We start from the raw sequence: 21,073 nt of genomic DNA on the forward strand, positions 1-21,073 counted from the left end.
CCCCCGGATGGACTCGAACCATCGCACAAGGTTTAGGAAACTACATCAAAGAGAGATCTCCAGTAATTGCATAAGATGCATAACCAGAGAGCCGCCGCGTGCAAGATCATTCGCCTTTAATTCAACTATCCTCCAGGCGGGATCAGCATCGCGAAGTCGCTCCCTGATGAAACGGTCGCGACGCAGGTTCTGTCCTTGGTGGAAACTGGCACCGTCGATGTAGATAGCAAGCTTTTTTTCTGCAACTGCAAAGTCAGCCAAAGAAATGGGGGGCTCTCCGGCATGTACTGCTATCGGAACTTGTTTTCGAGGGTGGAAGCCATACTCTTCAAAAAGCCGAAGAAATTTCAACTCAAGGGGCGACCCGACTTTTTCTGCGTAAGCTTCTAACCAAGGATGCGGATCATCAATGTCACTCATTTGTAAATTTTGTCTAATAGGTGGCCCTTCGGCAAGTTGGTGGAGATCAGCAATTATCCGAGGCCAATGTAATAATTCATGAAATCGCTGGTTTTGATAAGACTTGAGGCAGCGATAGCAGGCAGTCTCACAACCCGTATGGTCCAAATGATCAATTGCGGCACGAGCAACAATATGCAATTCACTCGCGATTCGGCTTAAATATCCACTTCCTCCAATACTAGGATCGATAAAGCTTAAAGAAACCCAATTGAAGCGAGCGTTATCCTTGACAGCCTGCCAAGGACCTTCCAGTTCAAATTCAATCTCTGAACCATCTAGCATGTATACGTGTCGCATTCCAGTGCGCAGTGAAAATCCCAGCGAAAGCCCCCATGATTGCAATCCCCGTTGTTCTACTGAACTGGGCACAGGAATAACCAAGCGCAATACTTCAGCCTTCAGCGCAGTGACGATTGCAAGGGGACGAAGTGCTGTTCCTGCCTGAGGACAGTCTTCGCGATGGCCATGTACATCTTGCTGAGAGTCTCGGGTGCGAACATTGCGTCGTTTGCTGCCGGCATCAAGCAGGCTTTGGGGAGTTAGCGAGCGCCCACAGCTACCACAAAGCAGATATCCTTTTGCATCAGGATGCAAGTAAGGCATTCCGTCATCTATCTCTTTTGGTGTGGGAGGACGGCCCTCATTGAGCCAGCGAACCTCTTCTCCACGGCTCAGCCGTAAGGACCAGTCAGGTCCTACACTCCACCGGCCAACCACATCGCCGTCCCATTGGGGAAAAGTTTTTACAAGGTTGCCAGTTGCGTAACGATCTTCCTCATCCAGGATTGTGTTCTCGTTGGGCCTGGCGAGAAAACCGCCAAACTCAGCTGCTGGAATTGGTTGCCCTGGCAGATCCGCCTGGCATCTGGGGCAGCGCGGATGCGCAGCATCGTAGCGTAATTGACAGGATTGGCAGAGGCGATAAGCCCAGTTCGGTCCTTCGTCTTTGGGATTCCATGGGGAAGCGTTGTCCAGTCCAATGACTTGCCAGCGCTTTGTACGGGCGTACACCTGAGCTTCAGGCTGGAACTGAGCAATCCCAAACCTCCGGGCAACTGTTACGGGATCTTCCTCGTGCGGATCCCCCAGTAAGCGCAAACTCGCAGGCTGGGTGGGAAACTCGTAGCCCGGCAGAATACCAAACTCGGCAAACCTTCGCAAAGGATACCCCGCCGAACCATCGTCTGCTTCTTGCTGATTGCGTCGTCGTTCAGTCTCGATCCCCAGAAGACGGGCAACCATATCGCCCGCTTGAGCAGCGGCTCTTCTACCTGTGAGTGCTGCTGCATAAGTATCTAAAGCTCTCCTGAGTTCTTGTACTTGTCTGGCTGTGCGCTCCACAACATCCTGGATGCGCTCGCGTAGAGATTTCAGGTTATGGCGCAACTGGGAAGTGTCGAGCATTGCAGCAGGTAGTATGTCAACTCCCCAAGCATCCTGCGCCATAGAGAGGGCATACTCTTGTTGGGCTGTGACTGATGCGATCAGAGCATCGACGGCTTGCTGATTTATTTCGCCAGCCGGAGACACGTACTCGACCATCTTGCCGGCCAGTCCTGGTTCGGCAGTACCAAAAGCAATGGCGTTGAGGTGGCGGAGAATAACATCGCGATTGCCCAGGGCCAGAGCCGGTGCTGGTACCTCGCCTGAGATCATCTCGGCAGGCTTGTCATAAAAATACTGGTCGTGGGGGGTGCTGCGGGCATAGCCGAGCACTAGACCAACACGGGTTCGTCGGCCTGCTCGCCCTCCGCGCTGAGCGTAGTTGTCAGGACGGGGTGGAACGTTTCGCAAAATGACCGCATCGAGACCACCGACATCGATGCCCATCTCCAGCGTTGGCGAGCAAGCGAGGAGATTGACTTTGGAGACTTCTGCCGATGCTTTAAAGTCGTTTTCGAGTTGAACCCGGATATCGCCAGGAATCTGAGCGGTATGTTCTCGAGCTATTAGTGGAACGAACTGTTCCGAGTAGATGCGTCGTACCGTTCGGTTGTCTTCGGCATCAACCCATCGGATGAAGTATCCATGACAACGTGGACAGGGAAAACGCTCAGGTGCCTCGGCAAGCACGAATCCACATACACGGCAATGCATACGCACATGAGCTGTAACAAGTTTTAGCCGGACTTGTTCCGCTTGCACCTGGAGCAGCCGTGCACGTTCGCGATAACCCAGCAGTTCAAATGCAACCAGATAACTCCCATCTTTCAAAAACTGTAAGAGCTCGACCATGCGATCCACTGTCGGTGCGGCACCGCCAAAGCAGTTGATAAGATGCTTTAAAATGCGTTCAAGGCTAGGTCCTTTACCTCCAATACGCGGTCTGCGCCAGGCATTATTGAGTTTGATGCCCGATTCAACTTGAGTGGAATCTAAATAAGCTGCGGGATTTCCCTCCGAGGTGGCTGCATAGCCCTGGGGCCGCTTGACCCGCCTTTCCCACTCGGCGGCGCGCATGTAGGCTGGATAACTCGGGTGCGCCGGATGGAAGCGCAGCAGTTCGCGCGAAAGGCATCCGCGCACCCGCATCTCATCTAGCAAGCATCGGCAAATGTGCTCCAATTGCGATAGTGTGACGCCTAGTGCTTTAGCCAGAGCACTCCCACGCGCCTGAACGTATTCACTCAATCGATCGTAAGTGACACTGACAAGGCCGAGGTTAATCAGTGTGGCCCGATAACCGGCGTTGACAGCAATCTCATCGAGCAGTGGAGCTTCTTCCCAGACACGAATGCGTTGCAGTGTTTCATCCGGCAGCCAGGAGTTATTTTCCTCCGGGACGTAGGGATTGTCCCGTTCGCGAACTCCTTCTTCGCCGAGCAATTCGACCATTCTCTGAATAGTCAGCACTCCATGACCATTAAGTAGACGGACTATACGTCTTCGCATTCGATCATAACGGCTGGCAAAATGGATAAACCGAGCTTGGTGAGCTGCATCCTGACGACTATCGCTGAAGACCAGCAGCCGCTCCTTCCCATCATGATTCGGCCGGTTCTTGTTTTCTTCAGCTAAAGCCTCGACCAGTCCCTCTCCCATCACTTTGACCGCGGCAGAGGTACCTAGGGCAACTGGGGTAATCACATTGCGGCTGCCGGCAGAACCGCCACAGCACAAACATTGTGTACGGGCCGGGGCAAGGGTTGCTCGGAGTGGATAGGTTGTTGTATCAACGCTGAAAGCGAGGGTATGCGGATCGAAAGAGCCTTCGCGCACCAGGCGCTGCCGCATTTGAGTGGGCTGACGCCTGCTGCGACTGCGCTGTAGTGTGTTGTTGCCTGCTTCCTCTTCCTCTTCTTCAATATCCGCTGTCAGTTCAAATCGTGCTGGGTCGTAGAGAAGCCACTCATATTCCTCTGAATTGCTTGCACTTGGTTGCAGTGGTCCAGCAGCTGGATCATTGGGATTGCCACCGACAAAGCGCAGATAATCCGCTCCGCAGTTACGGCACAGGTACAGTGGTGCAGTGGATGCGCTACATTCGCAACGCTCCTCGCCCATCGGGTAAAGCTTCCCGCAGGTCGGGCTGACGCAGCGATGGAAACGCCAACCACCCCGCACAAAACGATGTATACGCAACCTCAGCACTCCGGGAATGTTTTCAGGTAGCGCCGCGCCAATACTGAGGGCTGCTCGCACCTCGCTCTCGATGTCAGCCTCCCTGCAGCCCTTCCGTTCGGGCACCTCAACTCGCACGCGCGCCACGAGCTGGCTGATGGACATGGGAGAGCCGATAAGCCACCGATTGAGATCCCACAGGAGCCGACAGCGACGAGTTGCTTGATCGAGAGGGGTGTCCGGGTTTTGCCCGCTTAGGGTACATAGTGCCTGTCTGACTGCTTCGGCGTCCGAAACATCGACTTCCTCGACAGCCGACCAGTGCAGTGGATACTGTGCTTCCCCCGGAATCTCGACATCCTGCAGTTGTTCACCGAGGACGCGAATGGTTTGCGGTTCGGCTCCCGTCAGCTTGCTGAAAAAGTCTTGAACTGCTTCGTCGCGGAGCCGAACCAGTTCGGCGCGGGGGAGCTGTCCCTGCTCACCCACACTTTTGATGGTGGCCGAAGTACCCACCGGCAGCAGTTCGGGGTAGCGTCTTGCCCGCTGTGCTGCGGCCACATCGGCAAGCCAGTCGTGCCGGGCACGTCCTAGATGGGTCTTAAGCCGACGCACCAGCAGGGCAATGTTGCTTCCTAGCGTGCCGCGGTAGGTATGGACTTCATCGAGGACCAAAAAACGACAGCGATGATTGGCAAAGATGGCATCTCTGTCCGCCGGGCGCACCAGCAGGTACTCCAGCATCATGTAGTTGGTGAGCAGGATGTGGGGTGGATTTTGCCGGAGTCTCTCCCGGTCGGCTTGCTTGGTCCCCCGGTCGTACTGCTCGACGGAGACGGCTCCTGACCAGCCCGATTCTTGTAAGTACTGCCGGATGCGCTGGAGCTGATCGTTGGCCAGGGCGTTCATCGGGTAAACGAGGATCGCCGTCAGTCCGGGTTGTTTAAAGTGAACGGCATCTTCGATGGCGTTCTGGATGACCGGCAGCAGGAAAGTCTCGCTTTTGCCGCTCCCCGTTCCCGTGGTGACGACCAACGGCGATGCCTGTGGTCCCAACAAGTGAGCGATCCCCTCGGATTGGTGCAGGTAGGCGCGTTTGTTATTGGAACGCTTCTCCATCACCTGAGCCAGTTTCTGGTCGATGGGCAGTTCACGCCAGCGTTGGCCGTCTTTGAACGGCCGATGGGCTTGAAAAAACGGTTCTTGGGCTAAAAAGAGCGGCTCATCGAGTGCCTTCTCCAGAGCTTGCTTGAGTGCAGGGTCTTTTGCACGGAATTCTGTGAGCAGGTAGTCGCGGTACCCTGCGATCACTTTATCGAGGGCGCGGATCGGGTGAAGGACGGTTGCCCGGGAAACCGATTGCTTGACAATCGCAGGCGCTATTTCCGGCGGCTCCAGGGCTTCGGGGCGAGGAGCAGTCTTGGGCTCGCTCGCAGAGCCATTGCGCCGGACAATCTCCTGAGAAAGTTGGTCTGCGAATCCGCCGGTGAGGGTGGCTGAATCGAGAACCTCCGCGAGTTCCAGAAAGCCCCAGCCCTCTGGAATGTCCGAAAAAAGTAAGGTGAGCTGTTTCTCGGTAAGCGCCTCTACACCGGTGCAATCTAGAACGACGAGACCCTGTCCCATCAGATGGCTGGCCGAAGTCAGAGCCGCATCGCCTTTTTGTAAGAGGTCTCTGAGTTTCATAGCAGTTCCTGTCTGCACCAGTAAGGAGCAACGAGACTATCGAGGAAGCGCGACGGCGTCGAGCGGGAGCCGCACACCATCAAGGCCCGCATTGCCCGCGAGCAGCCGACGTAGAAGAGTCGGCGCTGCTCGTCGAGGACGGTGGGCACCTCGTCGGGGGGGATGTAGGCATCCAGGTAAGGGATATTGCCTTCGTCGAAGCCTGCCACGACGACAAAAGGAAATTCCAATCCCTTGGCTGAATGAAGGGTCATCACCTTAATGTAGGGCTTGCGGATGTCGATTTCTCGGCGTGATACGAACTTGGCGTTCAAGTCGAGGCTATCGAGCTGTTTGGCGATGGCCATACCCATGTGGTTGCTCGGGCAGAGGACGGCGCTGCCGTGGAGGGGAAGGCGGAACTTTTGGGCTGCTGCAATCAAGAACTCGCGGATTGCGCTTACCTGGCCTTCGAAGTCGTCGGACAGCAAAATGGTAGGCGCATCGCCACGGTGAGGGGAAGGATGTTGGTAGAGGCATTCTTCGTCCCCGGCTTCGCTGTTCTGAAGGATGGCGATGCAGGCACCGGCGATTTCCTCGGTGTTGCGGTAGTTGCGCTTGAGCAGCAGCGTTCTGCCCGCCACCTTGAGGTCGGCATGCACCTGCTTCCAGCTGAAACCGCGATGGTAGAGCGACTGGGAGGCGTCCGCCGTCAGGTAGACACCTCCCGGCGAGGTGGCCAGGCTCATCATGAAGCGCAATTTCACCGGCGGCAGATCCTGCGCTTCGTCGACAACGACGGCCTGATAAGGAGGCTGGGGAAGGCTTTCGACCAGATCCCTCGCCCTGGAGTGCAGTTGCTCCCAGGTGATGAGCTTCTTTTGGGCGAGCAGTTGGCTCCAGGTTTGATAGACAGCCCAGATTGCTTCTCGAATGTTGGCCTTCAGGGGTGTACCGCGACCGCGCCGCTCGATCTCCAGGTACTGCTCAGGGGTTGTCAGTTCCCAGGCTTCGATGATCGTCCGGATCTCGCTCAACAAGTAAGGCACCCCGAGCCGCTTGAGCACTTCGAGGCGAACGCCACGGTCAAAAGCATTGGTGGCAGGGATCGCGGTTGTTTTGAGCGCCTCTTCGAGCAGGACGACTGCCTCGTTATCTTCGACAATGTGGGGTTTGCCGTAGGTCTGGGAGAAATACTGGTAAGCCATTCGGTCGATGGTGCTTACCTCCGCGCCTGCCGTCGCCGCATTCTGGCCGAGTAGTTGTTCGAGCAGCTGTGCGGAGTAGTTGACCAGGGCGTTGGTGTAGGTCGTAAAAAGTACTGGACTATGGCCGGCATCGAGCAATTTCTTGACTCGATAGAGTGCAAGGGTGGATTTGCCAGTGCCCGGTCCTCCTTTGACGAGGATAGGGCCGCTGCTCCCGAAGTCCCGCAGCTTCTCTTGTTCAGGATCGAGCTTGAGCAAAAAAGCAATCAAGTCGCCCTCGACGAAGCGCTCCAGATCCTCCGGCTGTTGCAGCACAAACTCCGGCTGAACGGCAATTTCCTCAATGGGGCGGGGGTAGAGATTATCGAGGAGGCGGCTGATCAGGTTGTTGGGCAGGGGGAGATCGAGAATCTGCTCGGAGGTGCGCACCGCCAGCACCTCGGACCAGTCCTCCTCTGGAATCTGCCATTGCTTGAGCAACTCCGGCGTCAGCTCGAAGGGGAGGGACGTAGTGACTCGGTTTTCTCTGGTAACGGTTTGCGGCAGCGACTCCGGCTCCTCGGGAATATAAACAGGGACAAGCACCGGCTCATCGGTTGCCTGGGGTTCGAGTAGGGCCGGGTCGGGAGGTGCGCCGGGCACTTCAAACTCCGGCAAACCCAGTTCGTAGGTGCTCTCATCTCGCTTGCGAATACTCAGAAGCTTGATCCAGCCGCTTCCGAAGCTGTAGATGAGCCGGTAATCACCCAGTCGGATGCGGTAGACGTTGTTCTTGAAGTCCTTGAGCCTTTTGATGTTGCCCTTGGCGGATACCGGATCTCGCTTGAGGAGCTTGATGGTGCGTTTGACCCTGTCCTGAATGGTTTGGGGAACATTGAGCAGTTCGTTCAGGAAGGTTTCGGTAAAGGACGTTTCCCACAGGGTTGCAGGCATACTGTTCTCCCTCGATGCCAGGTTGAGAGCACTGGCAGTGATGATATGTACCGGAATTCTTAGCGAACCGGCCGGTGAAGGTCCAAAAACTTTAGCATATTCTTACAAAGAGTACCGGCAGTCGCAGAGCGTCGTCCGCTGTTGACTGCATTTTCTATGGCGGGATTAATTGAGTGCCTGACGGGTGATCGCACGGCTGGTAGCCCGCAGCTACCGACCAGGAACCAGTGCGAATCCACGAGGGTTTTGCAGTACATATGAGGAGCCCTCCTTCAAGAGATTGCCCCTGCAGATGACCTCGGCGTCAGATCCGTGTGCACGAATTGCAAGTTCGTATTCTTTAAGAGAAAGACTGATTTTGACGTTTTTCCGTCTATCGTCGACGATACAAGCCACAGTCACCGTGCCGATGGTTTCATTCTCCGGCAACTGCAACTTTACGACTCTTCCACGCACCTCAAAATCTTCATAGATGCCTTTGCGCAGTAAATTCGCAGCCGCTTCAATCGCAGGCATGAGACTTGGAGAAAGGTGGACCTTCTGAGGTGCGTCCGGTCGCGGGAGTGAAGCAGACCAATTCAGCGACACTTCGACACCCTGATTTCCCGCACTTTCATTGAGCCCGAGAATTGCGTCGCAGAGGTTGGCGCTGACACCCGCCCTAACGACCTTCCAGAAAATTTCTGCATCTTGTGCGGTGCGCACCTGCTTGGCTGCTCCCTCGACAGCAGCCAGGGCACTCATCAATTTTTCGGTCACCCGTCTTTCGAAAGCTTCATGAACGGAAGCATGGGCTGTGGATGCAGAAAGCTCTCTTGGAGCTGAAGATAGTGGGGAGATAATATTCAGAATGTAGCTTCCTTCCTGAGGCTGCGCCAGTCGCAATCTGCGGATGTATTGGCTTGCCTGTTGAGGTTTGCGGTCGTGGAAAGCCTTCGATTCAACGGCAGAGCAGGCAGCGTAGGCAAGTGCATTCCTGGCGTGCTTGTGGAGATTAATGCCATCTTCTAGAGGAAGGCTTCCGTCTTCAGCAGCGAATGGATGGTTCGCACGGAAACGAACGACGTCAACCGAGACAGTTACCAAGTCAAATAAGATCTCTTCTTGTGAGCGATTCTCGGCAATTGCAAGGGTCTGCAGAACATCGTGGATTCGATCTGAAAAATCCCGGGCTTCAGGATCAGTAGGCACCAGCACTTCGAACGCCTGTTCAGGAGAACCGTTTCCAAGAACCCAGATAGTCGCCCTCTCGCCGAAGTGGCGTTGCTCGTGCCAGTGTTTCTTGCCGAGATAGGCAACAACCTGATGCGGTTGCACCGACTGCAGAACTTTGGTGTCCAGAATATCCGCTTTCATGGGTGCCCATTCTGTACAATGCGGGACATAATGCCTTTCAAACCGTTGATATCAAAGACATTCGTGCGTGGGAGCCTGACTGTTATTTCGTCACTATTTTGAGTGGATGGCCAGTTGCGCAAAGATTCCCAGTAGCCACAGCGTTTCATGCACAGTGCTTGTTCAGAATGTTGCAGCCATGTACTGGGATCGTCGTTGTCAGGCACCAGGACGAGGATCAGGATGATAGGAATCGTTTGCCTGGGATCGATCAACTCCTCGTAATTTTTGACTGCAAGCTTGTTGTACACCACATGGGTTTGGGAGAGGGTGGCGTTCCAGGTGCACTTCACCTGGGCGTTGAGGTGCGGATTGCGCTTGGTGCCGTGGACGCCCGGTGCCGCAATCTGTATATCGATGCCTTGATTGTCAAGAAGCCTCGATGCCCTCACGATGGAGTACCCGGTAGCTGCAACGACTGCATCGACGTATGCATAGCTGAACTCCTCTTTACAAAGGTTCAGGTTCACTCCCCAAGAGCCTCTACGTTGTTCGCCGGTGGTTTTCCAGTGTAGTACACGGTTATTCTTCATGTATAGCTCCGGGCCAGTTTTTTGCAGCGTGTCTTTGTAGTAGAACATGGGTACTTCTCAGGAGGTTTTTCTGGGATTTTTCCGACGTGCTTTTCCAGACTCAGCCGCTCTTGGCGCTGATCTTCTGTCCCCTTGGTAAGAATCCATGCCCGGGATCTGAAGAACCTTGTGATTCGAGGTGGTCTCGCTATCTGCAGGATCTAGCAAGGGTATGTCTATAACGGGTTGAGGCAGGTTCTCGTTGAGTGGGATGTCCCAGTAAGGGTCGTATTTTTTGGTGAACGCTCCCAAGCCGATTTCCTGCAGTTCGTCGAACTTGGCAAGGCAAAGTTTGGGAGCTTTTGGATAGCTTCTGTGGCTGAAGCTAGAGAGAATGTGGGCATACTGTTCGCGCTCGAGACCATAGGCATCAGCTACTACAGCATCAATTGCTGAGCGGACTTCCCAGCGTTCGTCGTCAGATTCAAGGACAGGCCAAGTGAACGGGGGCTTGGGCTCGCGCCATTCATCGCATACTTGTTCGTGCCAGAGAGTCTCATAGCCAGGGTGGTTGCTAACGAGTCGAAGAGAAGAATGAACGCATAAATTATTCTGTGATGCTAAATCACTAATTGGTGTATTATCCATTATGAACTTAGAGATTGTTTTGCTACCAACTCTCAAACGCAAATACCAATCAAAGACAAAAGAATTGCATACAGCTACAGCGCCTAAAGAGAGACGGTTGGGACGCTTTTGAGGGCATCCCTCAATGGGTAGCGAGTTAGTCGCAGTAGTGCCTGGTGTAAGTATGGTGAATATCGAAGTTCGTTCATCTGTTGCACGCGCAGACATGCGATAAGCGGCTCTGAAGTATCTGGATAGCTCCAAAACCCGGGGACGATCATAAAGATTATTGAAAGGTATAGTTAACGTTTTTGCTCCAGTCCATAAATCTGTATACTGATGGATGGTTCCCGGCTGATGATGGATCAGCGCTTCATCTTCTTTAGACCACGTTCGACCACAAGGTTTGCTGTACTCGATTCGCCAACGATCATCCGTAGCATTTAACTCTCTTCGTATTGACCAGTATGTATTCTCCGAATATTTTTTCCAGCTAATAGAATTTCCAAAAATCGTTTCCGCGCATTTCATGTCGGATACACTAGTGTACTCCTGGAATATTAAGCTTTCCGAGTCCATGACCTCGATTATATTAGGATCGTACAAATAATAATATGGATCTTTATTGGCAGAAAATAACCATGAATCATCATGAAGATAGAATTGTGCAGGAAACCTTTTCTTTTCTTTGGGCTCAGAATTTCTTATTATGACGGGTGTAAATTTCCAACTCTTATGTATTTCGAAGAGTGAATACTTATTCTCGAACGAGAAATAGCTTAGGATTTCTGCTTTGTTCAGCAGTTTGCGCCTCAATTGCCTCAATGATTGACTGACATGAAGAGAACTAGGTAAAACCATTGCAAATAGACCGTTTACCCTAAGTAGGCTGAATAAACGATCAACAAATGACGCAAAAATATCAGCGTGTCCAGAACCAAAGCCTACTAAGTCGCTTTGTGCATCTGGATTAAGTAGGCTTATTATTTTCCCCATCCTGTCTTCTTCTAGAGATGCTAGCAGCCAGGCATTCCAAGCTGATGAGCCTTTGTAACTTTCTTCGAGATCTATGCGCTCATCACTTGAAGTGACTTCCAAAAAGCGAAAGTCAACAGCACCCATGTACTCAGGTAGCTCTAAGTTGCTTTTACTCCAAGGTGGATTGCCCAGTAAGACATCAAAGCCATTTCGATAGTCGCAGTTGCTATGAGGAAAGAATACTTCTACAAAGGTAAGATCGAAAGGTAGGGCTAGTGGCAATTTCTCGATATGTTTTTGCTGAAAAACTTCCTCGATTGTTGTTAGATTTTCTTGCATTGCCATACCCTTGGCAATCATTCTTATCAGCCTTTCTTCTTTGTTTATGTCGGCAGGAAGAGCGGAAGTAGACGCAACCGCATGTGCCAACCGTGCGTAAGCTGAGTCATCACATTCTGGACCGCTAAGCATTCCTCCACCAGCCCAAGCTGCAGCAACGATCATGAATGGCTCTAAAGCTTTATCCAACCTTGTCTTTGCTGCCTGCTTTGCCTCAATTTCAGATAAAGTTGCACCAACACTTTCTTCTAAGTCATGTACATGCCTTAACGCATTGCTCAATGCTTTAGTAAAACCTTCTTTTAACCCAATACTTAATAAATCATCCATTTGCTTTTGAGAGCCTGGATACCTTAGTAAATCTTTAAGAAATGGACCTGCTAGCGAATCGCCTAATACCAAACGATGATCCAGAAATGTTAGTGGTAAGCCTTCCGCGTGAGATTCTATCCACAATGACAGTTTTGCTAGTTCGACTGCTAGCGGATTCTTGTCTACACCATACAAGCAATGAACAGCAATGAGTCGTCGACACATTGCTTCTGCCTTCCGTTGGGATAAACCTATTTCCAAACCCTCTGGCGCTCTGCTCGGCAAATATTTCAACAGCTCATCATTTGGATCGGGCAAATCTGCCACCCGCTGCTGAAACAGCTTCGCTCCCTCAAGTGCAGCCTCTCTTTGCTGCTCATCCTCCGCACTTTCTGCTCGCTTCTCCGCTGCCATCGCTAATTCATCGCATAGACGGCAAGCTTCATACAGCTTCTCACCCAAGAATCGGCAGGCTTCCACTAGAAAATGCCCAGACCCCATTGCCGGGTCGCAGACTTTCAATTTCAAGATTTCCAGGGGTTTCGGATCGCTTTGTGGACTGCGCTCTGCCACCTGTGGTCCTAAAGTCTCCTGCACTAAAAATCGAACAAAGGAATGGGGCGTGTAGTAGGAACCACTCGCCTTGCGGCCAAGGCCCACCCGCAGATAGAACCGGCCCGGCGCAATCGCCTCGATCCACTCGACTTTAGTTTTCTTGCCACGCCCGGAAGTCTCCTCCTCCTGGCTTTCCTCTGCGTCCTCTTCCTCCGCCTCGTCCTCAGAATCGTTCTTCACTGCTGCCGTGACACGGTATTTCTCTCCCTGGTCAATCGGAACGACGACCTCCAGCTTTTGCCGCCGCAACCGGCACATCGGCTCATCGGCAATTCCCGGCTCCAGTTCGAGTAGAGCTTCGTAGACGCGGCCCAAATCTTCGACATCCAGGGGGCCGTAGTGAACCCGCTCTCGGGCAACCGTTCCCTTCTTCAAAGTCCAGAGCAATCGGTCGAGCAGGTAGGCAACTGCCCGTTCTCCCCAGGCCAAATCCGAGAGGATTGGGGTTGCGTGCGCCCCGAACAACGACCCTCCCAGAGGCCGGATGTTCAACTCCGTGCACTGCAAGCCCTCGGCAAACATCCTGAACAGCGAGCGTAGTCCCCGCTCCAAGAGTTGCCCTGTCTCTGCACCCTCATCCAGCGCCATCCGCACATACCGTGCCAGGGCCACACTCGGCGAGAAGCTGTTGCGCCACAGGCTGGTCGAAGCGAACGAGAATGACCGGGCCGGGTCGTCGCTCGATTCCAGCTTCAAGATGAACAGCAGCCGATAGATCGTGATCAGCCCTTCGCGCCACAACTCCTTCGCCAGCCGCGCTCGGTCGGCAAACTCACTGAGCTTTTCTCGGTTGGCCGGATGATCCAGCACCTCCTGCACGAATAGCTCGACCGCCTCGCGGGCCTGCTTGCGCAGATCTTTGGTCACCCGCGCCTGCTGCAGGCGGGCCTTATCCACCAGACCGGGTACCGCTTTCACCCCGGCCGGTGAAGCGAGAGCTAGCAGCAAGCGCAAAGAATCGGGCACCTCGCGGCTGCGCTTCCAGTTTGCGTCGATGGGGATAATCACTTGCGAGTCGGGCCGGGCCGGATCTGAGAGCAACAGCCGCAGCTCAACACCGTTGGTCAAGAGCCCCACCCGCTCACTGCAGGCGAGCAGCACACGCTGAGCGATGCGCAGGTGGCTGAAGCGGTAGGCGGCACCCCGTTTTGCGGGCGCATCCAGGTCGATGTCGAGATCTGTGGTCCAGATCCGCAACTTGGAAGAACCATCGGCACTGATCAACAAATGACCGCCCGCTTCCAGACCTTCTCGCGTCTGAACCGGCTCCGCTGCCTCCAGCCGGTCGTAACCCAACCGGGGGAGGAGCGGATCGATCACCTGGTTGCGAATTCGAATGGCGCCGCTTTTGCCGACCAACTCGCGCAGCTTGCGCCGGTAACCGTCCCAAAACTCCCGCAGCGCCTGTGCCTCGGTCCCGGTCGCTTTGGAGAGAAGCTTCTCCCTATTCAGTTCCTTCTCCAACTCGAAGCGCACAAACGGTTCCGGCAGAGCGGGGCCGATAAAGGAGCACTCCTGCAGAAAATCAATGGGCATGGGCGGTCTCGGGAACAATCATGAGCACTCCCAGAAGTACCATCTCGGGTTCACCTAGAGTAGCGCGGGCATCGATGAGCGCAAGCCGCTGCCGGTAAAGGCGCAGCACGCCTTCGGCCTCGCTGCGTAAGCGGGGCAGCTGGGTGCCGTCCGCCGCGAAGGCCGCCAGTTTTGCGACCGGCTCGCTCATAGATCCCCAGTTGGGATCTGCGGGTACAGATGCCGCCGATGCCGCCGTTCGGAGGGGGGCAAATAAATTCGCCTGCTGCAACTGCGGGACGATTTCGCTCACCCGCTGCTCAAACCAGCTCTGCTGGCGCTCCTGCTCCTGTTGCGTCTCCTGCTGCTGCTGACCGGAGAAAACCTGGGCCATCGGTTGAAAACCTTCACTGGCAACACGTCGCGCCTTGCCCTGGGCAGCTGTGAACCAGCCTACGAAGTGATTTTTGTAGACATCGGTCGTTTTAATGGCTTGGCCGGGGTCCGCCAGTGGGAGCCAGTCTTCGGCCGTCTGATAAAACTCCGGCTCACTCTTGGCGGTTGAACAGACCGCCAGAACCCTCTCAAACTCCCGCCCGGCACCGCTGGACACCCGGCCCAGGAAGGTAAACAGCAGCGTCGGCTCGCTCACCTTCCCCTTTACGGCACTGACCCGCGGGTCTTGGCCGACGTGGATATCTTGTCCGAAAGATAGGTTGCGCACCCGATCCAAGGCTCGTCGCACCAGCGGATGGGCGCGGCCGAGAAAACCGACCGGAAGACCGGCCGGATCGCGCATCAGATCGAGGTTGGTAGTCAGGCGCAACGTGCGGGAAGCGGCGTCGTAACCGGGGAGATCGTCGAGGCCGTAAGTCCAGTCCGACGGCAGTCGAATCTGCTGGATCTCCGGGTGGATAGTCGGTTGTACGCTGCCGCCGCCAAGCCGTACTGCATCCGCGACGAACTGGGCGAGATCGACCGTGCCCGCCCGATGGCCCAGCGCGCGCGCTTCGCTCGCCTCCCGGACCAGGTCTTCCCCGGCGTTCATGCCGAGATTGCCCAGCCAGGTGTTGGTCTGCGCCGCCTTCTCGAAGCTCTTCAAGCTGCGGTCCACTTCCTCCAGCAGTTCGCGCGTCGCCTCGTCCGCGCCTTCGTCTTCTTTGGCCTCCGTCAAGTCGAAGAGCGTATCTTCCGCCTCGAACAGGCGCGTGTCCTCGTCCATCAATCCCTTGAGCAACCGAATCTCCCCGGCCTCGGTGGAGGTGTTCAAGCCCAGCGTGTTCGGCACGAACGTCAATCGTGCCCGCTGCTTTTCGTATTTGACGATGAGACGCAGCAAAATCCGCTCCTCAAAAGTCCCCCGCAAGAAAAGATACCGAACGATCGGATCGTGCTGCTGCCCGTAGCGATCGATGCGGCCGTTGCGCTGCTCCAGGCGGTTTGGGTTGAAGGGCAACTCCAGGTGGATGAGCTGGTGGCAGCGCTGGTGCAAGTTCAACCCTTCCGCCGCCGCGTCGGTGCTCACCAGAATGAGGCCGTCCTCACTGCGGAAGCGCTCCGTCGTCCCAGTCCGCATTTTCTCGTCGTCCTCGCCGCTCATCGTCAGAACATCTCGAAAGCCTGCCTGCTTGAGAGCCCGTACCGCCGCCTGCTGGGTATCGATGTATTCGGTGTAGACGAGCACGTTCGCTCTCGGCTCCTCCGCCCGAATCGCCTGGATGACCTGGATGAACTGGTCCAGCTTCGGATCTTGCTCAAGGGCCTCGCCGGCCAGGTGCACCAGATTGTCCAGCGCTTCGACCAGACTTGAGAACTTGGCGACTTCCCGTGAACCGCCGCGCACCTCGCGCTCAAGGCTAGCGAGCTGCTCCGCCAGATCTTCCATCTCCAGGAGCGACTGCGCCTCTTCTTCCTCAGCACTCAGCGATCCGAAGCGTTCCAGCTTGCGGTTGTAGTCGCGCAGGGTTCTGAGGCGCTGGCGGCGGCGCTCCTGGTTTTCTACGCCCTCACTTAAGAACGCCTGGAATCGCTCGGCAACCACACTCAACGTCCGCTTGCAGGCGGCCACTGAGGAGACGCTGCGCTTCAGCAGCGCGATGAAGGCCAGCACGTCGCTGTAGTTGCGGTTTTTAAACGCCCGGCGCAACTGAGGGGCGAGTAGTTCCAGCAAGGCCCGTTGCAATTCGATAAATCGAGAGTGTGCGTTGGGCAGCGGGATCACCGGGCAGGGTTTCACCTGACGCTCCCGGAAAAGCGGTTGGCCGGTACTGGCATCTTTGATGTGGCTTTTCAACCTGCGCACCACATGGGCGCGGTACCGTTCAGGGCGCAGGCTGCCTTGGCCATCGACCAGCGAGGGGTCCAGCAGTTCACACAGCGATGCAAAAGAACGGTCACTGCCGTCGTGGGGCGTAGCGGTGGCCAGGATAAAAGCGTCACACTGCCGGGCCAGGACTTCGGCCAGACGGCGGCGCTGGGAGTCCTCGCGCTCATTGGAACCCAGGTCCATGCAGTGGTGGGCTTCATCGATCACGACCACGTCGTAGCTGGCCCGCTCCAACTGGTCCAGGATGCGCTCCTGCTTGAGAAAATCGATGGAGACCAATCCCAAAGAGATGTGATCGAAGGGGTTGGCGCCCAGCTCCGCGCCCCGCCGCACCTCCTCCAGCTTTGCCCTGTCGATCACTTCCAGGCGCAAACCAAAGCGCTCGGACATCTCCACCTTCCATTGCTCCAGCAGCGGTCCCGCCGGACAGACCACGAGGATCCGATGAGCAATGCGCCGGGCCATCAGTTCCGTAATCACCAGACCCGCCTGAACAGTTTTCCCCAGGCCGACCGCATCCGCCAGCAGCAGCCGCACACGGCTCATGCGGATAGCCCGCAGCACGGGAACCAGCTGGTAGGGTTCCAGGCGCAGGCGACCGGGCTGAACAGCGAGCAGGGCATTCGGCCCGAGGGCCTGCTCCAGTAGAAAAGCCTGGTGATAAACCAGCCAATTGCGCAGGGGAGCTGCTTTATCCGGGCGCAAATCGCGCTCAATCGGGTTGATCTCCTCAAAAGGCGACAACAGATCCAGCTCCTGCCCCAGTACCGCACCTTCCAACCCACGCAGACGATAGAGAGTCTGTGGGCCGAGGCTATCGGCCGTCACCACTGCCCAGCGCAACCCACGGGCCTGCACTTCCGTACCCGGCAGAAAGACGCTCACAAAACTCTCCAAACAAGCAGTTTAGGATTATCAGTCTATTCGCTTCCCTCAAACACACGAGATCTCACCTCAGTCTTTCGTTTATATAGGGTGATTTCCCCGCTTTGACAAAAACAGGGCAATATGATAATTTGTCCATATGCTCATGACATACCAATACCGCCTGAAGCCAACGGCTGCCCAGAGCGAATCGATGGAGCGCTGGTTGCAGCTTCTATGCAAACAGTACAACTACCGATTGGCGCAGCGCTTCGACTGGATGGAGCACCACCGCTGTTCGCTCAACGCCTGTTCTATCCGCTCCTGCAGCATTGCCACCCCGGCCGATGCGCCGGATTACTCAAGCCAGAAGCGCGATCTGAGGGAGACCAAAAAGCGCTTTCCCGAATACGCGCAGATCTATTCCCAGGTACTCCAGGACTGCATCGGGCGGGTCAAGAAGACCTTCGACCGGTTCGTCAAAAACGACACCTCCGGCAACCGCTCCGGCCGTCCTCGCTTCAAGAGTCAGTCGCGCTACCGCTCGTTCACCTACCCGCAGATCCTGGCTGGCTGGCTGGAGGGCAACCGCATCCGTCTGCCGAAGCTGGGTTGCTTAAAAATCTGGATGCACCGGCCACTACCGCCGGACTTTGCGGTGAAGACCGCCACAATCACCCGCAAAGCCGATCACTGGTACATCGCCTTTGTGCTGGAAAACAAAGACGCCTCCACAGCCGAGCCGGTCATCACCCCGACCGTCCAGAATACGACGGGCTTCGATCTGGGCCTCGAATCTTTCCTGGTTACCGACAAAGCCGACAGAGTCGAGATTCCTCACTTTCACCGCCGGGCCGAAGCCAGACTTGCCCGTCTGCACAAGCGCCAATCGCGCACGCGCAAAGGCTCGTCCGCGCGCCGCAAGGCCAACCGCAAACTTTCCCGCGCCTACCAGAAGGTAGTCAATCAGCGCAAAGACTTTCACTACAAGACTGCCTGGCAACTGATCAGAACCAGCGAGGTGATCGCCCATGAAGACCTGACCGTCCAGAATATGGCGAGGACCAACCTTGCCAAGAGCATCTACGACGCCGGTTGGAGCACATTTATCGCCATTCTGACGCGCAAAGCTGCAAACGCTGGCGTGCGCACGATTGCGGTGAACCCAGCCGGTACCACTTTGCGGTGTAGCCGTTGTGATCGCGATGTTCCCAAGCAGCTCTCGGATCGATGGCACGAGTGCGCCTGCGGCATCCGCCTCCACCGGGACCACAACGCCGCCATCAACATCCGCAACTTCGCCATTGCCAGGGCGGTGGGTCATCACGACCTGGTAAAAAACGCTCGACGGAGTCCGCTCCGGCGGGAAACCTGCGCTGAACTCTCTGAAGCGTCGGCAAAGGGCAGATGTCACGAACCGCGTGCTCTGTACTGCACCGGACGCTTTAGCAAGTTTGTAGCAGGAAGATGTCACGAAACCTATGCTCTGTATTCCCAAAAGGATGTTAGAACAATAGAATAGATATACTAATTTGGCATGTGTAAGTGAGTAAAAATGCTTGTGAAGCGCCCCCGGATGGACTCGAACCATCGCACACAGGTTAGGAACCCGATGCTCTATCCCCTGAGCTACGGGGGCAACACTATCAACAGACCAGATTATTCTACCAACCCCCATTGTTGTGTGAGGCGGCTAGGGATGCCCGAGGCGAGCACAACGATTAGATAGCCTTGAGTGGCACAACGACCGCCAGGTCCTTTTGCCGCAGTCGCCACGCAACGCGTGCAGGCCCTGTAAGAGTAAACCCATCCCACCCACCAAAGTTCGTTCCCCACCCAGCCCCCTCCAGTCCGGGGGGTGTCGGGGGGCTGGCAGCCCCCCGACGCGGGGAGGAGGAGAGCGCGAGAGGGGAACCCGAAGGGGGTTCCACCTCTCGCACCCACAGATCGTCGTGCAAAACCAGGTATCAATCCATTGCTCCGGACATCTGGCCTGATAGTTTAAGCCGATTGGATATCAATGACCCTGCCCCCAGATCTGCGGACCTCTGCTCAAAACTGGGAGGTGCTCAGGGTCACATCGGCGGTTTTCCAGGCTTTGGAGAATTGCTGCTGCGCCGATTGGGCTTCGGCGGTCTTGCCCTGGGCCTGCAGGCTCTGGGTGAGGCCCATCAGCGACCAGCCGTTGTCGGGATAGAGCTTCAGATCCGCGCGGTAGATCCGCTCGGCCTCTTCGGCGCGGCCTGCCCTCAGCAAAATCGAAGCAAGCGCCTGGCGAGTGGGCTGGTACCACTCGGCCGGTTCAGTGTAGACCAGGGCGTCTTCCATCTGGACAGCCTTTTGCAGGTGGGAAACGGCTTCGTCGTAGTTGCCTTTGCCCGCCGCCAGCTCGCCTGCGAGCACCTCGGAAGCAATCTTCAACAAGCTGCCGGTGGGGCTGAAGCTCCAGATTTTGAGCTTCTCCAGTTCGGGATCCTCGGCAATCGTGCGCAGCTTGTCCAGGTGCTGGGCAGTCTGCTCGGATTGACCCTTGGCCAGTTGCGCCCTGCCCTGGGCGTAATGCCAGACGCCGGTCGGATATTTGAGATCGGCCTCTGGGGCGGGAGTGGCGAGAATTTCGTCCCATTTGCCGAAGCGCACGGCGGTGTAGGTCGGGATGGTCGAGAAGTGCTGCAGGCCGCCCGCCAGATCCGGGGCGCGCAGCAGTTTAGGCTCGACCCGGGCGGTGAAGCGAGCCGCCTCCATCGCCACGGTGCTCTGGCCGCTCATCGAGGCGGCAAACCACAAAAAGTGGTGGTTGTGGGGCCTGTACAAAAGCGGATAGATGCCCTGGGCGTGGCAGGAAGCGACGTAGGCGTCGTCCGCCTCAATGGCGCGCTGGTTGGAGAGCACCGCATCGGGGTAGCGGCCCACCCGGATATAGATGTGCGAAGCCATATGCACCAGATGGCCGGCACCCGGCACCAGGGTTATCAACCGGTCCGCCGCCGCCACCCCCAGCTCCGGGCGCTGCTTCTCGACGGCGTGAATATAGAAGTGGTTGGCGCCGGGATGGTCGGATTTGCGCTCCAGGACCGATTCGAGGGTGGCGATAATCTGTCTGGCCTGCGGCTTTGGTTGGCCGTCCGGTTGCCAGTAGTCCCAGGGGGAAGTATCCATCAGCGCTTCCGCGTACAGGGTGGCGGCGTCCAGATCGGCGGGATAGCGCCGGGCCACTTCGCCCATCGCCCGGGCGTAGGCCAGATCCAAAGGCTTTCTGTCCTGCGGGGGCTTCGAGGCGTAGCGCTTGGCCAGCGCCTGGATGTAGGCGCGCTCCCTGACACTTGCACCCTTGCTGAGGGCAACGGCTTTGCGGACCGCCCGCCAGGCTTCGGGAACGGCCTCGGGGGCCATCGGGGCGTTGATGTTGGGACCGAGGACGTAGGCCCAGCCCCAGTAGCACATCGCACAATTCGGATCGAGTCGGGCCGCTTCTTTGAAGGAACGGGCCGCCTCGGCGTGGTTGAAGCCGTAGGCCAGGATCAGCCCCTGGTCGAAGTAGCGCTGGGCCTGGGGATTGCGGGTGGAAACGGGATGGTGATAGTTGCCGAGCTTGTTGAACAGCGGCGCTGTGCTCTTGGCCTCGGTGTGGGAAGCGGCGTGATGGCCGGGCTGGCGGGCTCCAAGCGGGCTCACCAGCGTCGGGATGGCCGCCGACAACCCCAAGGTGGTCAGCAGCGCAAGCAGTGTGGATGTTTTGGGTTGCATGGGGGTAACGACCT

Annotated in this window: 8 protein-coding genes and 1 tRNA gene; 1 reads left to right on the forward strand and 8 read right to left on the reverse strand. The window is 56.3% G+C overall.

Annotated features, from left to right (window positions below; genetic code table 11):
* Positions 1-45: 45 nt before the first annotated feature.
* The 6 genes from GLL_RS14095 to GLL_RS14120 form a co-directional block, all read right to left on the reverse strand.
* Positions 46-5,709, reverse strand: coding sequence for a DEAD/DEAH box helicase (locus tag GLL_RS14095; protein WP_011142730.1), 5,664 nt, complete (start codon positions 5,707-5,709; stop codon positions 46-48).
* On the reverse strand, positions 5,706-7,829 hold the full coding sequence (locus GLL_RS14100) for a 3'-5' exonuclease (RefSeq protein WP_011142731.1): 2,124 nt from the start codon (positions 7,827-7,829) through the stop codon (positions 5,706-5,708). The genes GLL_RS14095 and GLL_RS14100 overlap by 4 nt, the downstream gene beginning before the upstream one ends.
* A gap of 210 nt (positions 7,830-8,039) precedes the next feature.
* Positions 8,040-9,185 (reverse strand): hypothetical protein, encoded by a 1,146-nt coding sequence (locus GLL_RS14105; RefSeq protein ID WP_011142732.1) that lies wholly within the window; start codon positions 9,183-9,185, stop codon positions 8,040-8,042.
* Positions 9,182-9,805 (reverse strand): DUF4365 domain-containing protein, encoded by a 624-nt coding sequence (locus tag GLL_RS14110; RefSeq protein ID WP_011142733.1) that lies wholly within the window; start codon positions 9,803-9,805, stop codon positions 9,182-9,184. Before GLL_RS14110 ends, GLL_RS14105 begins: the two co-directional genes overlap by 4 nt.
* 9 nt (positions 9,806-9,814) lie before the next feature.
* Entirely contained in the window at positions 9,815-14,143 is a 4,329-nt protein-coding gene (locus GLL_RS14115) for an Eco57I restriction-modification methylase domain-containing protein (protein WP_011142734.1), read from the reverse strand.
* Positions 14,133-17,333, reverse strand: coding sequence for a helicase-related protein (locus tag GLL_RS14120; protein ID WP_011142735.1), 3,201 nt, complete (start codon positions 17,331-17,333; stop codon positions 14,133-14,135). The genes GLL_RS14115 and GLL_RS14120 overlap by 11 nt, the downstream gene beginning before the upstream one ends.
* 145 nt (positions 17,334-17,478) lie before the next feature.
* Between GLL_RS14120 and GLL_RS14125 the strand changes: the two genes are divergently transcribed.
* Positions 17,479-18,834: an RNA-guided endonuclease InsQ/TnpB family protein gene (locus GLL_RS14125; RefSeq protein WP_197530008.1), complete on the forward strand. Its 1,356-nt coding sequence runs from the start codon at positions 17,479-17,481 to the stop codon at positions 18,832-18,834.
* Between the two features lie 45 nt (positions 18,835-18,879).
* Here GLL_RS14125 and GLL_RS14130 read toward each other — a convergent pair.
* Both GLL_RS14130 and GLL_RS14135 read right to left on the reverse strand, forming a co-directional pair.
* Positions 18,880-18,951: transfer RNA gene (locus tag GLL_RS14130), tRNA-Arg, on the reverse strand.
* Positions 18,952-19,364: 413 nt separating this feature from the next.
* Complete coding sequence (locus tag GLL_RS14135; RefSeq protein ID WP_164929090.1) at positions 19,365-21,059, reverse strand: tetratricopeptide repeat protein; 1,695 nt, start codon at positions 21,057-21,059, stop codon at positions 19,365-19,367.
* Between the last annotated feature and the right edge of the window lie 14 nt (positions 21,060-21,073).

It is taken from the genome of Gloeobacter violaceus PCC 7421 (genome assembly GCF_000011385.1).
GTDB classification, from domain to species: Bacteria; Cyanobacteriota; Cyanobacteriia; order Gloeobacterales; family Gloeobacteraceae; genus Gloeobacter; species Gloeobacter violaceus.

What these genes read in the sequence shown, in the direction of transcription:
- GLL_RS14100 (WP_011142731.1), bottom strand. Translation starts at nt 7,829, where the DNA reads ATGCCTGCAACCCTGTGGGAAACGTCCTTTACCGAAACCTTCCTGAAC.
- GLL_RS14110 (WP_011142733.1), bottom strand. Translation starts at nt 9,805, where the DNA reads ATGTTCTACTACAAAGACACGCTGCAAAAAACTGGCCCGGAGCTATAC.
- GLL_RS14105 (WP_011142732.1), bottom strand. Translation starts at nt 9,185, where the DNA reads ATGAAAGCGGATATTCTGGACACCAAAGTTCTGCAGTCGGTGCAACCG.
- GLL_RS14095 (WP_011142730.1), bottom strand. Translation starts at nt 5,709, where the DNA reads ATGAAACTCAGAGACCTCTTACAAAAAGGCGATGCGGCTCTGACTTCG.
- GLL_RS14125 (WP_197530008.1), top strand. Translation starts at nt 17,479, where the DNA reads ATGACATACCAATACCGCCTGAAGCCAACGGCTGCCCAGAGCGAATCG.
- GLL_RS14115 (WP_011142734.1), bottom strand. Translation starts at nt 14,143, where the DNA reads ATGCCCATTGATTTTCTGCAGGAGTGCTCCTTTATCGGCCCCGCTCTG.
- GLL_RS14135 (WP_164929090.1), bottom strand. Translation starts at nt 21,059, where the DNA reads ATGCAACCCAAAACATCCACACTGCTTGCGCTGCTGACCACCTTGGGG.